This is a genomic window from Psychrobacter sp. AOP7-C1-14 (assembly GCF_052376135.1).
Taxonomy (GTDB): domain Bacteria; phylum Pseudomonadota; class Gammaproteobacteria; order Pseudomonadales; family Moraxellaceae; genus Psychrobacter.
Genome location: NZ_JBQSVH010000003.1, coordinates 54,182 through 75,451, shown reverse-complemented (window position 1 = coordinate 75,451; position 21,270 = coordinate 54,182). Strand labels below are relative to the sequence as shown.

The window sequence follows — 21,270 nt, the reverse complement described above, 5'->3', positions numbered from 1 at the left end:
ATGACCAATATTCATAAACAGATAGGTTACAGTGGCTATAGTCACGATAATAGAGGGTTTACCCTGATAGAGCTGATGATTGTGGTTGCTATCATTGGCATAATTGCTGCCATCGCTATCCCAAGCTATCAAGGTTATATAGAGAAAGGGCATCGAACCGATACGATGAGTGAACTACAAAACATCGCGGCCACTATCAAGAGTCGGAAGCTGGCGCAAGGTCGCTATGGTAATTCATTGCTCACTGATTTAGGGGGCAGCTTCCCAAGTCAAGGTACTGCTCTCTATACTATTAGCTTTAGCCCAGATCCACTGACCGCTGAGTGGACAATTACGGCTATACCAATAGCAGGCACAAGAATGGCAGGTGATGGTGCTCTAACTTTTGATCATCGTGGGTTAAAATGTAGAGACGATAAATGTGGTATGAATGATGAATGGAAATAGGCATAGATATCAGAATAGTTGACAAAAAACGTCAGTACAATTTACTACTCACTATTAAAAACGACGTAAATTGACAATATCTAGTAGGTTAGCCGTAACAATTACTGTCATTTAATATTAGAAAGTAAGCTGTTGAGCTTAAATAGTAAGATTTATTGAATATTAAGCTGAAACTACTATTAAGAATAATGATTTGGCACACTATATGCAGTATCTATGATAAGAAATAATCAAATTTATAACTGTCAGCTAGATAAATCATCTGCTGATAAATTATCCTAAAGGACAAGTCTATGAACGCTCAAAAAGGTTTTACCCTAATCGAACTAATGATCGTGGTTGCTATTATTGGTATTCTAGCAGCTATCGCTATTCCTGCTTATCAAGATTATACAGCTAAGTCTAAAGCCTCAGCTGCATTAGCTGATATATCTGCACTTAAAACAAACTATGAAATCGCTTTCAATGAGAAAGGTGCTTCAGGGGTCAGCTTAGCAGCCCTAGGAGCAACTGCAGAAACGGGTAACTGTACTCTTACAGTAACTGCTCCTTCAGTAACAGGCGCTACAGGAGCGACTACTGACACGAACGATGCAATCAAGTGTGCAGTCAAAAACTCTGGTCGTTTAGGAGAAAGTTCTACAATCCAATACGATAGGAAAGCAGCTGGTAATTTTGAATGTACAACTACTAACATTGCATCTAACTTTATTCCATCAGGCTGCGAAAATAGAACTAGCGGCGATTAATGTAAATATTTAATACTGTGTAATTCTAAAAAAGCCAAACGCTCTGTTTGGCTTTTTGTATTCAATAAGTCTAAATCTAACTGGCACAATCTCTGCATTGTAGCCTATAGACTCATTATCGACGATAATGATATGAAACCTTACCAGCCAGCATTCCAAAATCATCATGCATCATACGGTAATGCCGCTCAATCTGGCTATACTCTGATAGAGTTAATAGTAACCGTTGCTATAATCGGTATACTTGCCACTATAGCCATACCTAGTTATCAGTCATATGTGAGTAATACTAAGCAAGCAGCGTGTCTTTCAGAAGCTAAAAGCTATAGTAATAACGTATTTTATTTAATCAATGATCAAGATAATACTTCTTTGCCAACTGCACCCGTAGTAAGCGCTTGTGAATCAATAACTGATGCCACAGGCTGGACGTCAGAAACGCAACAAAAAATTGTAGCCGTCGCTAAAAAGCCTTCTAATGCACGTATAGAGTGTGACGTTCCCGATGGTTCATCTTGTCGTGTATTATCTTAATTATATGTATCTTACAAGTCAATAAAAACCACCTAACAGCACATTGCTATTAGGTGGTTTTTTATTAACTCAATGTATTGAGAAACGCTCAAAGAATTATCTACCTCTCAAGATATTGAATCTTACCTTCCACGCCATCCCACTTAGCTGCTTCTGGCATTTGCTCTTTCATTTCAGTAATGTTTGGCCACTTTTGTGCCAATTCTTCGTTGAGCTGAGTAAACATTTCTTGGTCTTTCGGCACTTCATCTTCTGAGAAGATCGCGTTGGCGGGACATTCAGGCTCGCATAGCGCGCAGTCGATGCACTCATCAGGATCGATGACTAGGAAGTTTGGACCTTCATAAAAGCAGTCCACAGGACAGACTTCTACACAGTCGGTGTATTTGCAAAGAATGCAGTTATCTGTAACGACAAAGGTCATAGTGAGGTCTACCTGTTATTGGATTGGCTGATATAGTCAATCTCTTTTAAAAGAGTCATGCGTCAGCCTGGCCTGAAGTATTATTTATAACTCTGCGCTCAGCTGCATTATAATTCTTTTAAATTAAATCAACTATAAGGGCTACATAGAATAGTTGGAAAATAAAGCGTATTTTAGCGCCTTTGCTACTATTTGACAATTCCCTTTAATGACTAATGATTTTCTTGAGATGATAAAGTAAATCATGCGCTTGCTTGGGCGTTAGACTATCAGGATCAATCATGCTCAGCTCATATTGTAGGCTAAATAGCTGATTTTGTTTTGGATTATCCAATGTATCTGCCGCTTGAGCAGTAGGAGTGATTTCTTGACTTAGAGTAACGTCATTATAACTCTCTTGCCGTTTATCCTTTACTGACTTAGCTAATTCATTTTTATCATCAATAGTTTTTGCGTTATCTACGGCTAAACTGTCTAACCGTAAGTTGTCTGCTAAATAGCGCTTAGCATCCTCTAGGACTTGAGTAGGGATGCCAGCCATTTTTGCAACATGAAGCCCAAAGCTAGAGCTTGCTGCACCTTCTTTGATCTGATGAAGTAGTAGCAATTGACCATCAACTTCACTCGCTGCGACATGAACGTTACGGATATTAGCATGGTGATTACTATTACCATTTGTCAATTGGGTCAGCTCAAAGTAGTGAGTGGCAAATAATGTTAGGCAGCCAATCTCAGTTAGGCGATTGACACAGGCATGGGCAATAGCTAAACCGTCAGTGGTGGCAGTACCGCGTCCGACTTCGTCCATTAATACCAGTGATTTATTGGTGGCTTGATTTAAGATATTGGCCGTCTCAATCATTTCTACCATAAAGGTTGATTTGCCACCAGCCAAGTCATCCGCTGAACCAATACGAGTAAAAATACGATCGATATCACCTATATGAGCACTAGCTGCTGGCACAAAGCTCCCGCAATGCGCGAGCAGTACAATCAGGGCGGTCTGGCGCATATAAGTAGATTTGCCACCCATATTAGGGCCAGTAATTAGAAGCAATCTTTCAGGGTGTCCCTCATTAGCATTGGTACTACCTAGCACGCAGTCATTAGCAACAAAGTGGTTTGTACTTAAGGAATGACTATTCCTGTTATTCGCGTTCGTTTGATTTAATGCCGCTTCGACCACAACGTGACGACCTTGGCGAATATCAATGTTGGTTTGGTTATTAACCACTGGCTCTCTTTGGTCGTCCGTATGTAAGCCCATGATCGGGCGCTGCCAGTTATACATCATGGCAAGTTGGGCCCAATTGCTTAGCACATCTAATTGGGCGATAGCCGCGCTAAGCTGTTGTAGGTCAGCCAAGTGTTGGTTTAATTGAGTGAGCAGCTCTTGATACAGATGCTTTTCACGCGCCAATGCTAAGGACTGAGCACTTAGATATTCTGTCTCGACTTCCTTCAGCTCATCAGTGATAAAGCGCTCGCTACTCTTAAGCGTTTGCCGACGAATAAAGTGGGCTGGGGCATTTTTCGCCTGCATTTTGGGTAGTTCAAAATAGAAGCCGCTAACTTTATTAAAGCCCACCTTTAGACTCGGTAGTTGGTTATCTTGACGTGCGCGCTCTACCATCTCGTCCAATGTCACTTGAATATTATCGTGAAGGTGAGTGAGGCGATCAAACTCATCGTCATAGCCCGCTGCCAACATTCCGCCATCACGGATATGGGCGGGTGGTTCTATGACAATAGAACGCTCGATTAGCTCAGCAACGGATTTAACAGCAGGTAGTTGCGTTGGCAATTGCTGCATCAGCATTGGCAACAGGCCAGCGTCTTCATGGTTGATACCCGATGCTGTCAACAGAGTAGTAAGCTGAGCACTACTAGCAATACCATCGGCAAGCTTACGTAAGTCGCGGGGTTTGGCGCTCATTAGCCCGATTCGACTGCTGATTCGCTCAATATCGCCAATAGTATTCAGCGTTTCTCGTAAACGTGTCACCAGTGAGCCATCTTTCACATTTTGATTTGACTCAATTGAGTCACTCTCTGGGGCTAGCAAACAAGTTATCGCATCTAGACGCATATTGATACGTGAATGCTGCCGCAGAGGACGCTTCATTTGCTGTACCAGTAGGCGTTTACCCATCGGAGTCTGACAGTGATTCAGCACAGATATCAAAGAAGTACCGTTGCTACTAACAGGGGTAAAGAGCTCAAGGTTTTGTTGGCTATTGGCATCGATAATTAGGTAGTCATCGCTGTACTCAACGATGAGTTGGTTCACTTGAGGCACATGACGTTGCTGAGTTTGACGCGCATAGTGGATCAATGCAGCACAGCTTGATTGAGCTAATGGAGCTTCATGAATACCTAACCCGTCGAGACGCTGAACCTCGAACTGTTGACAAAGCGTGTCACCAGCATGTTCACGATGAAAGTCATTGGCAGCGACTTCTATAATAGGGCAGTCCAGATTTTGTCGTAACCACAGTAGCCACTCTGTATCAGTGCCGCCAATGCTATCGCTGAGTGCTTCACTAATGATACATTCACTGGGCGCAAAACGCGCCAACACAGTAAGCATTTGAGTTTGCAAATTATCTATATCGTTTTTATCTGCTATCAGTGTCTGGGTAGTCAGTGTACCAGCGGCCAAATCCATTTGGCTAACGGCTGCTTGTAAGGTCTGGCTATTATCTTGTGCTTTCATAGTCGCAATATCGATGGCGACCACAGTCGGCGTATGATTAGGCCCAATCAATGCGTCATCAGTAATAGTGCCTGCTGTAAGCGTTTTAACCACTTCACGGCGCATGATGCTACCAGCAGCAGATTTGCTTTTGTCTTTCTTCTGCTTGTCGCCCATCGCAGGAGTATTGGATTTATTGCTAGCATTGCCAGTTGACGATTCGTCAATTTGTTCACATACAACCACCGTCTGACCAGCAGCGATCAATCGTGCCATATAGCTATCAGCTGCATGAAATGGCACGCCCGCCATTGCGATTGTATTACCTGCTTTATCCGTACCACGGCGCGTTAATGTGATATCTAATATTTGTGCCGCACGCTTAGCATCATCAAAGAATAGCTCATAGAAGTCACCCATCCGGTACAGGAGCAATGCTTGTGGATAGTTGGCTTTCATGGTTAGATATTGCACCATCATTGGCGTATGGTCTGCTAGATTATAGACAGCATCGCCTATGTTTAAGCAGTCAGAGTTCTCTTGTTTTGGTAAGGGTTTTTCTGATGAGTTAGGATTGGACGACTGATTTTGTACAGATGGCTTTACGGTCATGCAGAGTCTCTTATAGTACTTTAATGAGTGGTAATAAATAGTTTTTGATAGGAGCGTTAAAGAGTCGTTTTTCTTATGTATGAGCTTGATATATCGCTTTGGCTTTACCAATAAGCCAGTCACCTGTAGATAAATGGTTCAACAATAAATATTGAGCCAATATGTAATGATAGCAAGGTATAAGAATCAAACGGCGACAAATAAAAAAGTCGCTAAAAAAGCTAAGAAATTTAAGAAGGTATTCGCTATTTTAACACGTCATACTGGGTTTTTACCGTAGTAAATATCTACTCGTTGCCCTTGTATCCATCAGCGCCATAACCATATATAATGACGGCACACTTAATTGGGCGATACTAAATTAGGTAGTACTTAGTCGAATGAGGACAAGGCCGTGAGCTAAGCTTTGGCTAATGCGTACTAATTATCGAATATTCCATAGGTCAAAAAATTATGTTATCAAAGATTATAGGCGGTGTGGTTGGCACCAAAAATGACCGCGAATTGAAACGCATGCGTAAAGTGGTCAACAAGATCAACGCACGAGAGGCTGAAATTCAAGCCCTGTCTGATGAGCAACTACAACAAAAAACCGAAGAATTTAAAGCCCGTCATCAAAAAGGCGAGAGCTTAGATGCGTTGTTGCCAGAGGCATTTGCTGTCTGCCGCGAAGCATCATTACGTGTCAACAACATGCGTCACTATGATGTGCAGCTGATCGGTGGTCTCACCCTGCACGAAGGTAAAATCGCTGAGATGAAAACTGGTGAAGGTAAAACCCTGATGGGCACCTTGGCCATGTATCTAAACGCTATCAGTGGCAAAGGGGTTCACCTGGTCACGGTAAATGACTATTTGGCTGCGCGTGATGCTGAGCTAAACCGTCCGCTGTTCGGGTTCTTGGGTATGACCGTTGGTGTGATTTACTCACAGCAGCCGCCGCAAGAAAAGATCGAAGCTTATCAAGCCGACATTACCTATGGTACTAACAACGAATACGGCTTTGACTATCTGCGCGATAACATGGTCTTTAGTCTTGCTGAGAAAAAGCAACGCCCGCTAAACTTCTGTATTATCGATGAAATTGATTCAATCTTGATTGATGAGGCTCGTACACCGCTCATTATCTCAGGGCAAGCCGAAGATTCTTCGCGCATGTACGCGCTGATTAATACGATTATCCCTGTATTGATCCGTTCGAAAGACGAAGAAGCAAACAAGAATAATGAAGACGAAGATTTCTGGATTGATGAAAAAAATCGCCAAATTGAGATTAGTGAAAAAGGCTATGAAAAAATTGAGCGCTTCTTAATTGAAGTAGGCGAGCTTGGTGAAAATGAAAGCTTGTATAGCCCAAGTCGCCTGCCACTATTAGCACATGTTCAAGCAGCCATTCGTGCGCATCATGTATTTGTCAAAAACGTTCACTATATCGTGGATGAAGGCGAAGTCATCATCGTTGATGAAAACACAGGCCGTACTATGCCTGGCCGTCGTTGGTCGGAAGGCTTGCATCAAGCAGTAGAAGCCAAAGAAAACGTCGAAATTCAAGCAGAGAACCAAACGCTCGCCACAACGACCTTCCAGAATTACTTCCGCCTGTATGAAAAGTTGTCTGGCATGACAGGTACAGCTGATACTGAAGCTTCCGAGTTCAAATCTACTTACGATCTAGATGTTATTGTTATTCCAACGCATGAGCCAATTGCTCGTATCGATATGGATGACCAGATTTTCTTAACTAAGTTAGGCAAATACAAAGGTATCATCCGCGAGATCAAAGAAATCCAAGCCAAAGGTGCGCCAGTACTGGTTGGTACAGCGACGATTGAAGCCAGTGAAGAGTTGTCTTATTTACTCGACCAAGAAGGCGTGAAACACAATGTCTTGAATGCTAAGCAGCATGAGCGTGAGGCAGAAATCATCGCCCAAGCGGGTAGTCCAACATCAGTCACTATTGCGACTAATATGGCAGGTCGTGGTACGGATATTATCCTTGGCGGTAACTGGCAGTCGTTTATCGAAGATATCGACGCGGTCAGTCCAGAAGAAATGCAGCGCTTAAAGAACCAATGGCAAGTCAAGCATGACAAAGTGGTTGAAGCTGGTGGTTTGCATATTATTGGTTCTGAGCGCCATGAATCACGCCGTATTGATAACCAGCTGCGTGGTCGTGCCGGTCGTCAAGGCGATCCTGGTATGTCGCGCTTTTTCTTATCGCTCGAAGATGACTTAATGCGTATCTTCGCAGGCGATCGCGTGGTCAATATGATGCGCGCGATGGGTCTTAAAGAAGACGAAGCCATCGAACATAAAATGGTATCCAAATCGATTGAAAACGCGCAAGGTAAAGTTGAGAGTCGCGATTTTGACGCACGTAAAAACCTACTGAAATACGATGATGTGGCTAATGAGCAGCGTAAAGTTATCTATGGTCAGCGTGATGATCTACTAGCAGAGATGGACTTGTTAGAAGCCATCGAGGTGATGCATCACGAAGTATATAACGCGATGATCAATCAGTTTATTCCACCTGGCTCTATTGATGATCAGTGGAATATTGACGGATTAGAAGACGAACTAGAAGACGAGTTTAAAATATCAATGCCAATCAACGATTGGTTGGATGAAGATCGTCGTTTAGATGAAGAAGGCCTGCGTGAGAAAATCGTTCAAACAGCGATAGATCGCTATCACAGTCGCCGTGAACAGATGGGTGAAAAAGATGCCGCCCAGCTTGAGCGTCATTTCATGCTACAGAGTTTAGATAAGCATTGGAAAGAGCACTTAACGCAAATGGACCAGCTACGTAAAGGAATTCATTTGCGTGGTTATGCACAGAAAAACCCTGAGCAAGAATATAAGCGTGAGTCGTTTGAATTGTTCCAAATGATGCTTGGTGCGATTAAGTCTGAGACCGTACAAGACTTGTCACGTGTGCATATTCCAACTAAGGAGGAGCTAGAAGCATTAGAAGCTCAGCAACGTGAGAACGCTGCCCATATGCAAATGCAGTTTGAGCATGACGATGTAGATAATTTAGACAGTGGAGCAAGTAACTCAGCTGCACAGCCGCAACCTCAAAATCATTCTGTAGCTAGCGCAGCAGCAGCGGCTTCAGTAGCAGGTAGCGTAGCCGGTGAGCCAAACCCATACGCAGGTATGAATATTAGCCGTAATGCGCCTTGTCCTTGTGGTTCAGGTCTTAAATACAAGCAATGTCATGGTAAAATCTAGTCATTAATCATGGCGAGATGATAGCTATGTACTAAAAAAGTTCTTGTTTGAAGAAGCCCTTATCTAAAATAGATGGGGGCTTTTTTATATCTGCTAGTTAATTTATCCAATGTTAAAATTTGCTAGACTAAGACCCACAAACACTTTGTATTGATTACTTACAAATTCAACATAGGCGTGAATTTATGGACACGCTATAGTGATTAACATATTTATTTGGGAGAGTGTTATGAGTGTAGAATTCTTAAAAAAAGTACGCAGCTCAGTAGTTTTAACAAGTTTGTTGGCTGGCGCCTTGACGGTTAGTGCCTGTCAAGAGCAACCAGAGCCAGAAGCGGGTATGGAAGGCGTCAATACAGAAGAGTCTGTTCCAATGTCAGCGGAGCCTGCTGAACCTAATGATGTCGTCGTCGATACCGAAGACGCTTCGCTTAATGAGGTAGAAGGTGATACGACCGCTTCAGTAAACAGCGGCGTCATGCAGATGTCATATCTATGTACACCCGAACTAAAAATTGAGGCGACTTATAAAGAAGATACCAACCAAGTTGTTGTCGCAACTGATATGGGCACAGTCACTTTGAATCAGACCAATGAAGGTAGTAATCCTGAAGCGTTTGAAGTAGCAACCGCAATTGATGGTGGTCAAGGCTTCACACAATGGCGCGTAGGGCACGAAGATCGTAAAACTGGCGTTATGCGTACCGCTGGTGCAGATGAGTCAAATGTTAATACATTCGAGTGTAATGAAGCTTCATAACTGGTCTGCAATACATTGTCTGCAATAATTGGTAAATAGTAAGTGTAAAAAAAGCAACGCTAAGCTAGCGTTGCTTTTTTATTTTTCAGAATAGTTTTCATCAATATAGGCTTGTAGTGGCTAAGCTATAAGCGCTTATTTTAACTCAGTCTTATCAGAGCCATGAGCTAGCAGACCTTCTTCCATTACGTCTAACTCTTCATGCTTGAGCTCCATTTGAATACTATCGGTATGTATATGGGTGCTTTTACTTATTTCGATATCTTGAATAGCATAAGTGTCTTTGGTAATAGTGGCTACCTGACGTGATAGTACGATCTCTATAGGTTCATCGCCCACTTCTATTTGTTTACCATTAATAGTAACCACAGCTTTGCTATCAAGCGATGGCTCTACATGGCGTAGAATATCTTTTTCATCATAGTTGCCAGATAGCAAGTCTTGACTCTCCGCATCGTGATAGTCGGTGCGTACAGTGATATATTCTTCTATCAGCTCGATAGGTACATCGATGGTTTTAGTACGAGCATGTTTGGTAACAGTAACTTTACCAACATCCAAACGCTCTTTGTTAATAACAGGTCGCTCTTCTAATAATTCAAGATGACCAACGTTGACGGTATTCTTAATATCGCCTGCTACCTTTCTTCCTTCTACGCTACTATCACCTGTATGATCTAAATCATCTCTGTATAGGCTACCATTATTATCAGTAATTTTATTGTCGTCAGTAGACATAAGCATTTCCTTATTATATAGGCATCATGGATTATAAATTTTTAAAGCTATCTATATGGTTTAAGATACTAAATATAGTGACCGTTTATCAGTATGAATCATGCAACAGAATGCATTCAGTTACGTTAAAAAATACCGATCAATAAAAAAGACCAGAGAAAGTCTCCAGTCTTTTTTGTTAGATAGCAGTATTTCACTATCTCTTATCTAGTACGTCATCAGGTTACGTTGCTTCGATAGATTACATACCACGAGCATGTCGTACATCGTCTGCTGTAATACCATCACGATCTACCAAATTACCTTCACGGTCAACCACGTTACCATCGTTGTCTACATCTAGCTCTTCACGCTGAATGGTTTCAACCAAAGTTTCTGTGTGGTGTTCAGTTGTTTTACCAACGCTCACTTCTTCAGCAACATAGGTATCTTTGTTTACACGAGCACGTTCAGCTTCTAGCTCTACTTCGACAGTTTCGTTATCGCCTAAATCACCAATACGGCGCTCTGTCGGACGATCTACAGTTGTACGCTGAATATTGGCATGTTCTTCTTCTAAATCTACATTGACATTGCGCTCTTCAGTCACTACATGTTTGCCTACTTTTACCAAACCAGCAACAATACGGTCTTTATTTACAGTAAGTCGCTCTTCTAGTAGCTCCAACGTGTTTGGCGCTTCATACGCATTGTCTGTGATATCCATACGCTCTTCAGCTGGTAAAGCATCTGCAGTAAAAGCTTGTTGATCTTTTTCGTACTGCTCTTTGTAGCTGTACTGGTAATCATGATCGTATACATCCATAGCTTCTACTTGTGTTTTGGTTAAGCTATCAAAGAATACATCATCTCCTACAATACGCGCTAGACCAGCTGGTACCAACACCTCTTTTGAACTAAACCAGCCACCAGCATCGACGATCAAGTAACGGATACGACCAGTAGTGTCTTCTACTAATGCACCCTCGATTTTACCGATTTTTTCTTCATTGATACCATAAGCTGTTTTGTGTGTTGGATCGTAATAATCATCACCAATGAGTTCTTGATGAGTTGCTTGAATGTCTTTTAAACGGATTAGTTGACTCATTATTGTATTCCTTATTCGCGAGTTTATTTTTTATAATTTAATAGTTAATGTCGTTATTAATTTTTTGCAAAATAATATGTACTACAGTTAACGGTGGACCAGGTAAATAGTTTCCCTATCAACTTGTAGCTATCCTAACATCGTGATTTTTGATGAGATATAGAAGCAAGGTAGCAAAGTGTGCACTTGCCGTAATGGCATGTAAGAGGCTGTAAACGGTATAACAGAATCAAGGGTGCAAATTAACGTCATCTTACAAAGTGCAATATTTACTATATATTTCAAGCAGATAAACATAAAAAACCGCTTGGTATGATACCAAGCGGTTTTAGAAAGTCTTCAATTAAATTGTTTAGACGGACTGTAGTCTGATGACTAGATGCTTATCTAAGACTGCGCTATTAGAGCAGTTCGATAGCTACTGCCACCGCTTCACCGCCGCCAATACATAGCGTGGCAATACCTTTTTTACCGCCAGTACGCTTTAGAGAGTTGATAAGCGTAATAAGGATACGAGCACCTGAACAGCCTACTGGATGACCAAGCGCACAGGCACCGCCTTCGATATTGACTTTAGCATGATCAATTTTCAGCTCGTCCATTGCAGCCATGGTAACCATCGCAAAGGCTTCATTAATTTCCCATAGGTCTACGTCTTCTACTGACCAACCAGCACTTGCTAATACTTTTTCAATTGCACCGATTGGCGCGATGGTGAATTCGCTCGGGTGACGTGAGTTTGAGGCAGTAGCGACGATGCGAGCTTGGTAATCAAGACCTTCAGCTTTTGCTTGTGACTCTTTCATGACCACGACAGCTGCAGCACCGTCTGAGATTGAGCTAGCGTTTGCGGCAGTAATGGTACCGTCTTTAGCAAATGCTGGGCGCAGCGTAGGAATACGATCAGCGTTCGCAAGGGCAGGCTGTTCATCGGTATCGACAGTTTGCTCACCTTTACGAGTTTTAAACGTGACAGGTTCGATTTCATCTTTGAAATGATTGTCTTTGATAGCAGTCAAAGCGCGGTTTAGCGATTCAATAGCAAACTCATCCATTTGCTCACGTGTATAACCTTTTTCATCTGCCATTTCTTGAGCAAACATGCCCATAAGCTTACCAGTATCAGCATCTTCTAGACCGTCCAAGAACATATGGTCTTTGACTTCTTTGTGGCCCATACGGTAGCCGCCACGTGATCCTGGCATAATGTATGGTGCATTGGTCATTGACTCCATACCACCTGCAACAGCGACGTTGAAGCTTCCAGCTTTGATACCATCATGCGCTTGCATGACTGCTTTTAGGCCTGAGCCACAAAGCTTATTGATCGTAACAGCACCAGTTGCATCTGGTAGACCTGCTTTACGCATAGCTTGACGCGCTGGGCCTTGACCCAGACCTGCAGTCAAAATACAACCCATAATGACTTCATCAATACTGTCAGCGCTAACACCTGAGCGTTCAACAGCCGCTTTGATAGCAGCGCCGCCCAGCTCGGTAGCACTCATGTCTTTTAGTGCACCTTGAAAGCCACCCATTGGTGTACGTGCGCCGTTTAAGATTACAATTGCATCATTTGACATCGTTATTATTCCCTGTTGTGTTTTTTGATTAAGTATCTACCCAAGAAATCAGATGCCAATTGGCTAGCTTCTGTTTATATTATAAGCATCTGTCTTCTTCAGTGTTTGGTTTATGCTAGCTCATCTAATCGTATGCGTACTACTTTATCAGTAATAGTTTCTAATTTTTCAATTTTTTCGATAGCAAGATTCATCTGACTCTCGACCACAGGTAGCGTCAGAATAATCACAGGCACTTGACCTACTTTATGCGCAGGCTTTTGCAAGATGGCATCGATATTGATACCAGCATCACTTAGGATGCGAGTAATATCTGCCAGTACACCTGGGCTATCATAAGCATGCACCCGCAAATAATATCCAGTCACCATCTGATCGGCGCGTAATATAGGCGTGTCTGATAGCTGTTCAGGAATAAATGCTAAATGCGGAACATGATGACCATGGTTGTTTTGATCGCTGTTACTCTGATCGTTGCTGTCTTTGCTACCGAGCACACGAATCAAATCCATGACATCAGCCATCACAGCAGAGGCTGTTGCACCAGCACCGGCACCATCGCCGCAATAAAGCGTTTGACCAAGTGGGTGTGAGTTGACCAGTACGGCATTTTTCACGCCATTGACGTTAGCCAGTAGCGCATCTTGTGGAATAAGTGTCGGGTGTACCCGTAATTCAACACCTGCGTCACCAGATTTTTCACTATCTCGGCGTACGGCAAACCCTAAATGTTTGATGCGGTAGCCAAGCTCTTCAGCGTAGTTCACATCTTGTAGGGTAATACCAGTGATACCTTCACAGTAGACTTTATCAAACTGTAGCGGAATACCAAAGGCGATAGAGGCGAGTAGTGCTAATTTATGAGCAGCATCGATACCTTCAACATCAAAAGTAGGATCTGCTTCTGCATAGCCTAACTCTTGCGCTTCGCTTAATACATCGGCAAAAGGACGACCCTTGTCACGCATTTCTGTCATGATAAAGTTGCCAGTACCATTAATGATGCCAGCGAGCCAGTCGATTTTATTGGCAGCAAGTGCTTCACGCATCACTTTGATGATTGGAATGCCACCTGCCACCGCTGCTTCATAAGCGACGTGTACATTATTTTCTTCAGCGAAGGCAAAAATTTCATTACCATGTTCAGCCAGCAAAGCTTTGTTTGCCGTGACCACATGCTTGCCGTTTTTGATGGCCTGCATAATGACGTCTTTTGCTAAGGTGGTACCACCAATCACTTCGATAACAATATCAACGTTATCGCTTGCGGCAATTGCCATCAGATCGCTGTTTTGCATGATATTGGCATCAATATCATCACGCTGACGACGCGTACCAACCTCGGTAATAATAATGTCGCGTCCGCTACGGCGTTTTAGCTCATTTAAATTGTCATTGATCAGATTGATCACGCCCGTTCCGACGGTGCCCAGACCAAGTATCGCTAGTTTGATGGAATTACTCACAGTATCCTCAAGAGGTTAAATACAATAAAGTAAGTATAAGCGATGACAGTATCAAATGAGTCTGCAACATCAAACATAGAGTCTGTGTGCATTGTCTAGTCTTGTCTGCTTATTTACTTCATCATAGTTGAATAAAAAAAAGCTCAAATAAAAGGGTGTTACTCATTTTGCATCGTGCTTTATCGTATCATACCGATAAGGCGTTGTGACGTCTACAAATGTCATAAAGACCATGTCATAAATATCAATGTTATAAAGACGACATTATCAAGGTTATATCAGCTTACGATTGTACAAAAGTATTAGCTTCAATCTTGCTTGGCATATGCATATGTCATTTATGCTTTGTGGCTCATATTAGTCACTTTAATATGAGTAACTAATATTAATAACTCAAGTTGTTAGTTAGCGCCTACGGCTTGTGCCAACTCTGCTGCAGGTAGGTAGCCACCTATTTGCTGTCCTGTTTCGGTAAATACAGCAGGGGTGCCGCGCACACCAAGTTTTGACCCTAGAGCCATATGCTCTTGGACAGGATTGGCACAGCTAGGGGCTTGAACATTGGCGCCGATTTTTGCTTGATCCATCGCCGCTTTACGATCCTGACTACACCAAATAGCTTCCATCTTTGGAACAGACTGTTGACTGCGTGGCCAAGCTAAATAACGAACTTCGATACCACGCGCATTGATATCATCCATTTCTGAATGTAGTTTGCGACAGTAGCCACAGTCTGCATCGGTAAAGGCGTAAATGACGGCTTTGGTTTCACCTTGAGCTGGATAAATTACCATGTCTTTTTTATCGACAGCTTTTAGTGCTTCTTGTGCGGTCGTAGCAGTTAAGGCGGCACTGATATCGACCGGAGCGGCATCACCCACAGCGATAATCTGACCTTGAATAATATGCTTACCCGCTTTATCAGTAAAGAAAGGAGGTAGGCCTTCAGCAGTCACCCAATAAATGTCATCCATATCTGTCGGTACAGCTGAAACGATAGTTTCCTCAATACCAGAGCTTTTTAGATTCGCCTGTAAAGCTTGTACCACAGTTGCATCATTATCAGCTGAGGGCTTAGTAGTTGTGGCTTTTGTCTGTGCAGCGTTTACAACGCTGGTATTGTTGGTTGCGTCAGCGGCATTGTTTGAGCAGCCAGCAGCGATACCAACCAGTAGAGCACTCATCATAAAACGAGATAGAACGGTACGAGAAAGAGGGTTACGTAAGGTGGTATTTTTGATAGTGGGGAACGGCATACGGGTTTCCTATAGGCGTCTCGCCTAATCATGAGTTCGTTATAAAAAGCGCTGTGAACTTTTCTATATAGTAATGTGTCTTAGTACTGTTTTAAAGGTTTAACATTAAAGAAGTTTTTACAACTTATTGATAATAAAAGATAGGTAGTAACAGCCTTCATATTACCATATTTGTGCTAAATAGTAGCGAAGGGAAGGCAGCCAAGAAGTATAAGTCAGGCCAACTTTAAAGAATAGCTATCAGCATAAATTAAAAAAATAAGATACATTTGTGCTATTTAACATAGTTGCTTGAACTTGTAGTCTAAAGCTAATTGCATTATTTTTATAAAAAATTATATAAAATGCTTTTTACGAACCATTTGAGAACGACTCACTTTAACAAATTTGCTTTAAGGAGCACGCATGGCAGGTGCCAGTTTATTAACCTTACTCGATGACATCAGTATCTTAATGGATGATGTAGGCGTCATGACCAAAATCGCCGCCAAAAAAACCGCAGGCTTAGTTGGTGATGATTTGGCACTCAATGCAGAGCAGGTTACAGGGGTTAAGCCAAGTCGCGAACTTGCTGTCATTTGGGCGGTTGCCAAAGGCTCGGCCGTGAATAAGGTGATTTTAGTACCAGCGGCGCTCTTGATCAGCTATTTTATTCCGTGGTTGATTACCCCGCTGTTGATGCTCGGAGGACTGTATCTGAGTTATGAAGGGGCCGAAAAGGTCATTCATAAATTTTGGCCAAAACTGCTGCCTCATGATGAAGAGCAAAACGCCCGCCTAAAAGCCAACGCGGATGATGATATAGACTTAGTTGCCTTTGAAAAAGACAAAATCAAAGGTGCGATACGTACTGATTTCATTTTATCAGCTGAGATTATTGTTATTTCCTTAGGCGCGGTCACAGCTGCTGGTGGCGATATTGTCCAAAAAGGTATCGTGCTCTCGATTGTAGCCGCTGTGGTAACGGTCGGTATTTATGGATTGGTTGCAGGCATTGTCAAGATTGATGATGCAGGTCTGCATCTGATCGAGAACTCTCAGTCAGGTGATAGTAAGCGCAAGTTTGGTGAGTTTATGCTTGCAGCTGCACCAAAGCTTATGAAGTTCTTATCGATAGCGGGTACGATTGCGATGTTCCTAGTTGGCGGTGGTATTATCGTTCATGGCATTGGCTTTTTACATCATAGTGTAGAAGATATTGCTCATCTTACTGGTGTGTTTGAAGGGTTGACCGCTTCGTTATTGAATGGGCTGGTCGGACTGATTGTTGGTGCTATTGTAGTGGCCATTATTACAACCATTGGCAAAATGCGTGGTAGTGATTCTACTGCGCACTAAGTCAGGATAAAAGCGCCAAAAAGTATAGGCGTCAATAATAGACTGGTTAGCGTAACATTACATCGTCAGTTACCTATCACTATCAAGCCAATAATATAAAAAGCCCCGATACTTATAAGTATCGGGGCTTTGTCTTTTGTATTCTTACCTTTTTTATATTATGGCTTTTTAGCTATCGTCGCTGGTAACATCAGTTTCCGATTTTTCTACTTGTGTCGGTTTTTTATGATCTGACTTAGGCTTACGACTGCGCGCTTTTGGTACTTTTGGAGTAGTCAGATTAAACATACCAGTCTGTGGTAGTAATTGCTCAGCCACATTTTCGATCATGTTTTTATAGCTGGCGATGGTCGTCTTAGACTTAGCTGCCTGACTGTCATCTTTGTCCGCTTCTGTAGCAGTGTCTTCTACTGCTGAGTCAGTCATTTGCTCAGTTTCTGCTGCTATGTTCTCTGAATCCTTAGCTTCTGACTGAGCACGCTCGATTTCTAGCAGTTGCTCACTATCAGAACTGATATCATCAGTTTGAGCCTGGTTCGCAAGGGCAGTCGCTTCAACGTCATGCGCATCTACTGCGCTATCAGCTTGCTCCACGTCACTTACCTGTACTGCAGGTACGCTCAATACAGCTGATTCCTGATAGTCAGGGTGCTGACCTCGTGGATCGTTGCTGGCACGCTTGGTGATAGCACGTGGCTCAACGTCTGTCTTTCCCTGTGCTGCTGCAAACTGACTGACGGCTTGCGTCATTACTTCAAAGCGTGTGAGGTAATCGGCAGCCAATGGTTGATAGCCATAGTTGCTAAAGTCAAAGCTCTGGCTAGCAGCATCAGAACTATTATCAGCGTTCTGAACTTGCTCGTTATGCAACGCAATGGTCGCGATAAAGCAATTGATAACACCTTCTTCTGCTAAGCGGGCTTGTGCTTCTGGTAGCGTTGCACGAATGAACTCGCCAACCGTACCGCGTACTGCTGGTACACTGGCAGCATCTGGTTCATCCACTTGAGCGGATTGTTGACCAAGTACTGCTCGTGGATCGTTACTCGCTTGCCCAAATTTTTCTGCAGTCACGTAACGTGCACCAAACAATGCTTCATGTGTCAGCTCAAGTGCTGAGTTGCTCACATTACTTGCGTTCGCGCTATCACTATCAGACTGAGTTTTTTCAGTTTCACTACTCTCACTTACATCGTTAGCAGTCTTAGTTTCCTGCTGTTTCGAAGTCTCTGTAGCTTCTGCTACATCAGCTGCTACTGACGTGGGTGTTTCTGACTGATTCTCTGTATTACTTGTAGAAGTCGATGGTGTTTCTACAGCGCCAGCCGCTTCTTTAGCTTCAGCAGCCTGCTCATGCTTAGGTGCATCCTTTTGCACTTTAGCTTGTTCGGTAGATTTATGCTTATCATCATTTGCCTGACTAGCATGGGGTTCTACCGTGCTCTTGTCGTTGTCAACTTTACTATCAGCGTTCTGAGCACTAGTTGTTTGCTTATCAGTGTTCTGCCCATGGCTACTGCGCTTATCAGAACGCTCATCTTTTACCACGTTGTTTATCGCGCTTTGCTTCTCACTAGACTGAGTCTTAGCCTGCGTGGACTTGCTATCATCTAAAGATAGATGAACCACTTCAGAAGCTTTTAGCTCAGTTGGCGCTTCATTAACTTGTAACACAACTTCGTTAGGGTCTTGGTTACGGCGTGCGCTAGATTGATTTTTACTATTGGTAGTATCATTATTTCTAGCATTCTGCTGCTTGCTGTGTTTGACGTTGTCAGCCGTTAGTGTCTCACCGCGCTCTAGTTTACCGCGTGAGCCACGTTGGCTATGCGATTTACGCTTAGAACGGGTTTGCTCACTTGCTGTAGAGCTATTTTCATCATCAGTATCATTACGCTCGCTTGCATTACGATTACTGTTCTGACGGTTATTACGATTACGCTCGTTTGTACGTCTACTATCGTTTTGACGCTTGTCTTGCTGTTTTTGGTCTTGGGTACCAGACGGTTTGTTATCAGCATTTTCTGAGCTACTGTTTACGTTGCTAGTCGTGTCGTCAGTTGCTTCTTTTCTCTGACGTGGTTTAGAAGATCTAGATTTACGCGGCTTACGTCTTCTTCTATCTTCATTGTTGCTGTCGTCAGTATCGCTGTCATTGCGACGTGCTTGCTGACGATTAGCGTTGTTATCTGACTGTTGGTTGTCGTTTCTCTGGCTGTTGTTTTGTTGAGTTGACTGCTCACGGTTTGAATCAGTGTTATTCAGTGCATTGCTATCAACTTGACCAAAAGAGCCTAAACTTTGCGCACCAGTATTTACGATTGCTTCGATTGCTTCAGCAGCATCTCGGCTAGTAACACTAGGTGTTGTAGTCGCCTGCGGTGCCTGGGCAAATAGATTTGATAACCATGCAACGGCTTTCGGTTGAGCAGCAGCTTCGACACTCTGTGTTTGCGATGCTACTGGTGCAGCAACACTAGCGGTTTTATTGGCTTGCGGTGCATTCGCAGGCAAAACGTCGTTGGTGTTTTTATGATTACGACGGTCATTGCTATGATTTACTGTATCGTTTTTCGTTTGCGCAGCTGCATTCTGCTGTGTGTTTGAGCGGCTGTGCTTATTATTACCATTTGCTGTTTTACGAGGCTGACGAGTAGGTTGCTGCTCTGGACGCTCTTTTTCAGCAGTTTGCCAGTCAACGTTGTAGCCAAGGTCACTATGCTCTTGTTGCTGTGTATCCGTGATACGCTCATAGCTCGATGGAGCAAAGCCATCACGATTGAAATGCAGCTTGAAGTTTGGGGATTCTAAATGTGCGTGTGGCAAAATCGTGATGCGCGTGCCACTGTCTTGCTCAAGATAAACCAAGCTGTCGCGCTTTTCGTTTAATAAGAATGCGGCGATGTCTGTTGGAACTTCAGCTTGGACTTCACCTTGGCGTTCTTTAAGGGCGATTTGCTCAATTTGACGCATGATAGATAGCGACAATGAACGCAGGTCACGAATCATACCATTGCCATGACAACGTGGGCAGATATAACCAGTTGACTCTTCTAAAGAAGGACGTAGACGCTGACGGCTCATTTCCATTAGACCAAATTTAGAAATATCACCAAACTGGACACGTGCACGGTCATATTTGGTCGCGTCGATTAGACGTTTTTCTACTTCTTTTTGGTGCTTGTTATCATTCATATCAATGAAATCAATAACAATCAAACCACCCATATCACGCAAACGTAGCTGACGAGCAATCTCATCAGCTGCTTCTAAGTTGGTATGGTAAGCGGTCTCAGCAACATCTGAACCTTTAGTCGACTTAGCTGAGTTAATGTCGATAGAAACCAACGCTTCCGTTTGGTCAATAACGATCGAGCCACCTGATGGCAGACGAACTTCGCGCTGATAAGCGGTTTCGATTTGTTTTTCGATATTAAAACGCGAGAACATCGGCTCATAATCGGTATATTTGCGTAGCTTTTCAGCTTGTTTTGGCATTACTGCATCGATAAAGCCAGCCGCTTCGATATAAGCGTTTTCGTTATCAATCCAAATCTCAGCGATATCGTCACGCAGATAATCACGAACCGCACGTGTGACAACGCCAGCTTCTTGGTGCACCAAGCGCGGTGATGGGTATTTTTGGTTTTGTTCTTGAATTGCTTGCCAAATGTTAAGTAAATGATTCAAGTCGTGCTGCAAGTCTTCTTGGGTTTTACCAATACCAGCAGTACGAATGATGACACTCATGCCTTTTGGTAGATCCAGATTTCCCAGCATGCGTTTCATGTCTTCACGTAGCTTGCCTGAGATTTGACGTGAGATACCACCGCCGCGAGGATTGTTTGGCATCAATACTAGATAGCGACCAGCTAACGATACATATGTTGATAGAGCAGCGCCTTTGTTGCCACGCTCTTCTTTTTCAACTTGGACGATTAGCTCGTCACCTTCTTTAATCAATTTTTTAATGTTTTCGTCACGTGGATTGCCGCTTAAGTATTCGGCAGAGATTTCACGAATTGGCAAGAAACCTTGGCGCTGTGAGCCATATTCGACAAATACCGCTTCAAGCGATGGCTCGACACGGGTCACATGACCTTTATAGATGTTAGATTTTTTTTGCTCGCGGGTACGGTTTTCTAGGTCGAAATCGTACAGGTGATTGCCTTTACATAAGGCGACACGAATCTCTTCGTTTTGAGTTGCGTTGATTAAAATGCGTTTCATATTTGTATCCTATGAGTACGCATGACAACAATAAGACAGTCTTTAAGACATAGTGGCAAGTGTGGCTAATATTGTGATTAGCATGTGTAGATGTTTATTAACGATAGAACG

14 protein-coding genes are annotated in these 21,270 nt (G+C 42.9%); 6 read left to right on the top strand and 8 right to left on the bottom strand.

All coding sequences use genetic code 11. The features are described from left to right. The 3 genes from ACT3QN_RS04005 (at position 1) to ACT3QN_RS03995 (ending at position 1,730) form a co-directional block, all read left to right on the top strand. A complete protein-coding gene (locus ACT3QN_RS04005; protein ID WP_444528985.1) occupies positions 1 to 447 on the top strand; it encodes a type IV pilin protein in 447 nt (148 codons plus the stop codon). Between the two features lie 293 nt (positions 448 to 740). After that, positions 741 to 1,196, top strand: coding sequence for a pilin (locus tag ACT3QN_RS04000; RefSeq protein WP_444528984.1), 456 nt, complete (start codon positions 741 to 743; stop codon positions 1,194 to 1,196). 132 nt (positions 1,197 to 1,328) lie between these two features. Then, positions 1,329 to 1,730, top strand: a complete 402-nt coding sequence (locus ACT3QN_RS03995; RefSeq protein ID WP_444528983.1) for a pilin — start codon at positions 1,329 to 1,331, stop codon at positions 1,728 to 1,730. A gap of 100 nt (positions 1,731 to 1,830) precedes the next feature. Here the strand turns inward: ACT3QN_RS03995 and fdxA are convergent, their stop codons facing one another. Both fdxA and mutS read right to left on the bottom strand, forming a co-directional pair. Beyond that, entirely contained in the window at positions 1,831 to 2,154 is a 324-nt protein-coding gene (gene fdxA, locus ACT3QN_RS03990; protein WP_131656275.1) for a ferredoxin FdxA, read from the bottom strand. Positions 2,155 to 2,359: 205 nt separating this feature from the next. Further along, positions 2,360 to 5,461: a DNA mismatch repair protein MutS gene (gene mutS / locus ACT3QN_RS03985; protein WP_444528982.1), complete on the bottom strand. Its 3,102-nt coding sequence runs from the start codon at positions 5,459 to 5,461 to the stop codon at positions 2,360 to 2,362. A gap of 453 nt (positions 5,462 to 5,914) precedes the next feature. On the opposite strand from mutS, the gene secA reads away from it, so the two are divergent. Then, a complete protein-coding gene (gene secA / locus ACT3QN_RS03980; protein WP_444528981.1) occupies positions 5,915 to 8,698 on the top strand; it encodes a preprotein translocase subunit SecA in 2,784 nt (927 codons plus the stop codon). A gap of 229 nt (positions 8,699 to 8,927) precedes the next feature. Continuing rightward, complete coding sequence (locus ACT3QN_RS03975; RefSeq protein ID WP_444528980.1) at positions 8,928 to 9,458, top strand: hypothetical protein; 531 nt, start codon at positions 8,928 to 8,930, stop codon at positions 9,456 to 9,458. Between the two features lie 135 nt (positions 9,459 to 9,593). On the opposite strand, the gene ACT3QN_RS03970 is transcribed toward ACT3QN_RS03975, so the two are convergent. The 5 genes from ACT3QN_RS03970 to ACT3QN_RS03950 all read right to left on the bottom strand — a co-directional run bounded on the left by ACT3QN_RS03970 (position 9,594) and on the right by ACT3QN_RS03950 (position 15,591). Continuing rightward, entirely contained in the window at positions 9,594 to 10,196 is a 603-nt protein-coding gene (locus ACT3QN_RS03970) for a YsnF/AvaK domain-containing protein (RefSeq protein ID WP_444528979.1), read from the bottom strand. 241 nt (positions 10,197 to 10,437) lie between these two features. Next, positions 10,438 to 11,286, bottom strand: coding sequence for a DUF2382 domain-containing protein (locus tag ACT3QN_RS03965; protein WP_444528978.1), 849 nt, complete (start codon positions 11,284 to 11,286; stop codon positions 10,438 to 10,440). A gap of 401 nt (positions 11,287 to 11,687) precedes the next feature. After that, positions 11,688 to 12,869 carry a thiolase family protein gene (locus ACT3QN_RS03960; protein ID WP_444528977.1) on the bottom strand — a complete coding sequence of 394 codons (1,182 nt, stop codon included), beginning with the start codon at positions 12,867 to 12,869 and terminating at the stop codon, positions 11,688 to 11,690. Positions 12,870 to 12,979: 110 nt separating this feature from the next. Beyond that, the gene (locus tag ACT3QN_RS03955; protein WP_444528976.1) at positions 12,980 to 14,335 is read right to left on the bottom strand and encodes a homoserine dehydrogenase; all 1,356 of its coding nucleotides are present in this window, start codon (positions 14,333 to 14,335) and stop codon (positions 12,980 to 12,982) included. A 401-nt stretch (positions 14,336 to 14,736) separates the two neighbouring features. Continuing rightward, complete coding sequence (locus ACT3QN_RS03950) at positions 14,737 to 15,591, bottom strand: DsbC family protein (protein WP_444528975.1); 855 nt, start codon at positions 15,589 to 15,591, stop codon at positions 14,737 to 14,739. 405 nt (positions 15,592 to 15,996) lie between these two features. On the opposite strand from ACT3QN_RS03950, the gene ACT3QN_RS03945 reads away from it, so the two are divergent. After that, a complete protein-coding gene (locus ACT3QN_RS03945; protein WP_444528974.1) occupies positions 15,997 to 16,929 on the top strand; it encodes a DUF808 domain-containing protein in 933 nt (310 codons plus the stop codon). A 168-nt stretch (positions 16,930 to 17,097) separates the two neighbouring features. Here the strand turns inward: ACT3QN_RS03945 and ACT3QN_RS03940 are convergent, their stop codons facing one another. Continuing rightward, entirely contained in the window at positions 17,098 to 21,159 is a 4,062-nt protein-coding gene (locus ACT3QN_RS03940; protein WP_444528973.1) for an Rne/Rng family ribonuclease, read from the bottom strand. Positions 21,160 to 21,270 lie beyond the last annotated feature (111 nt).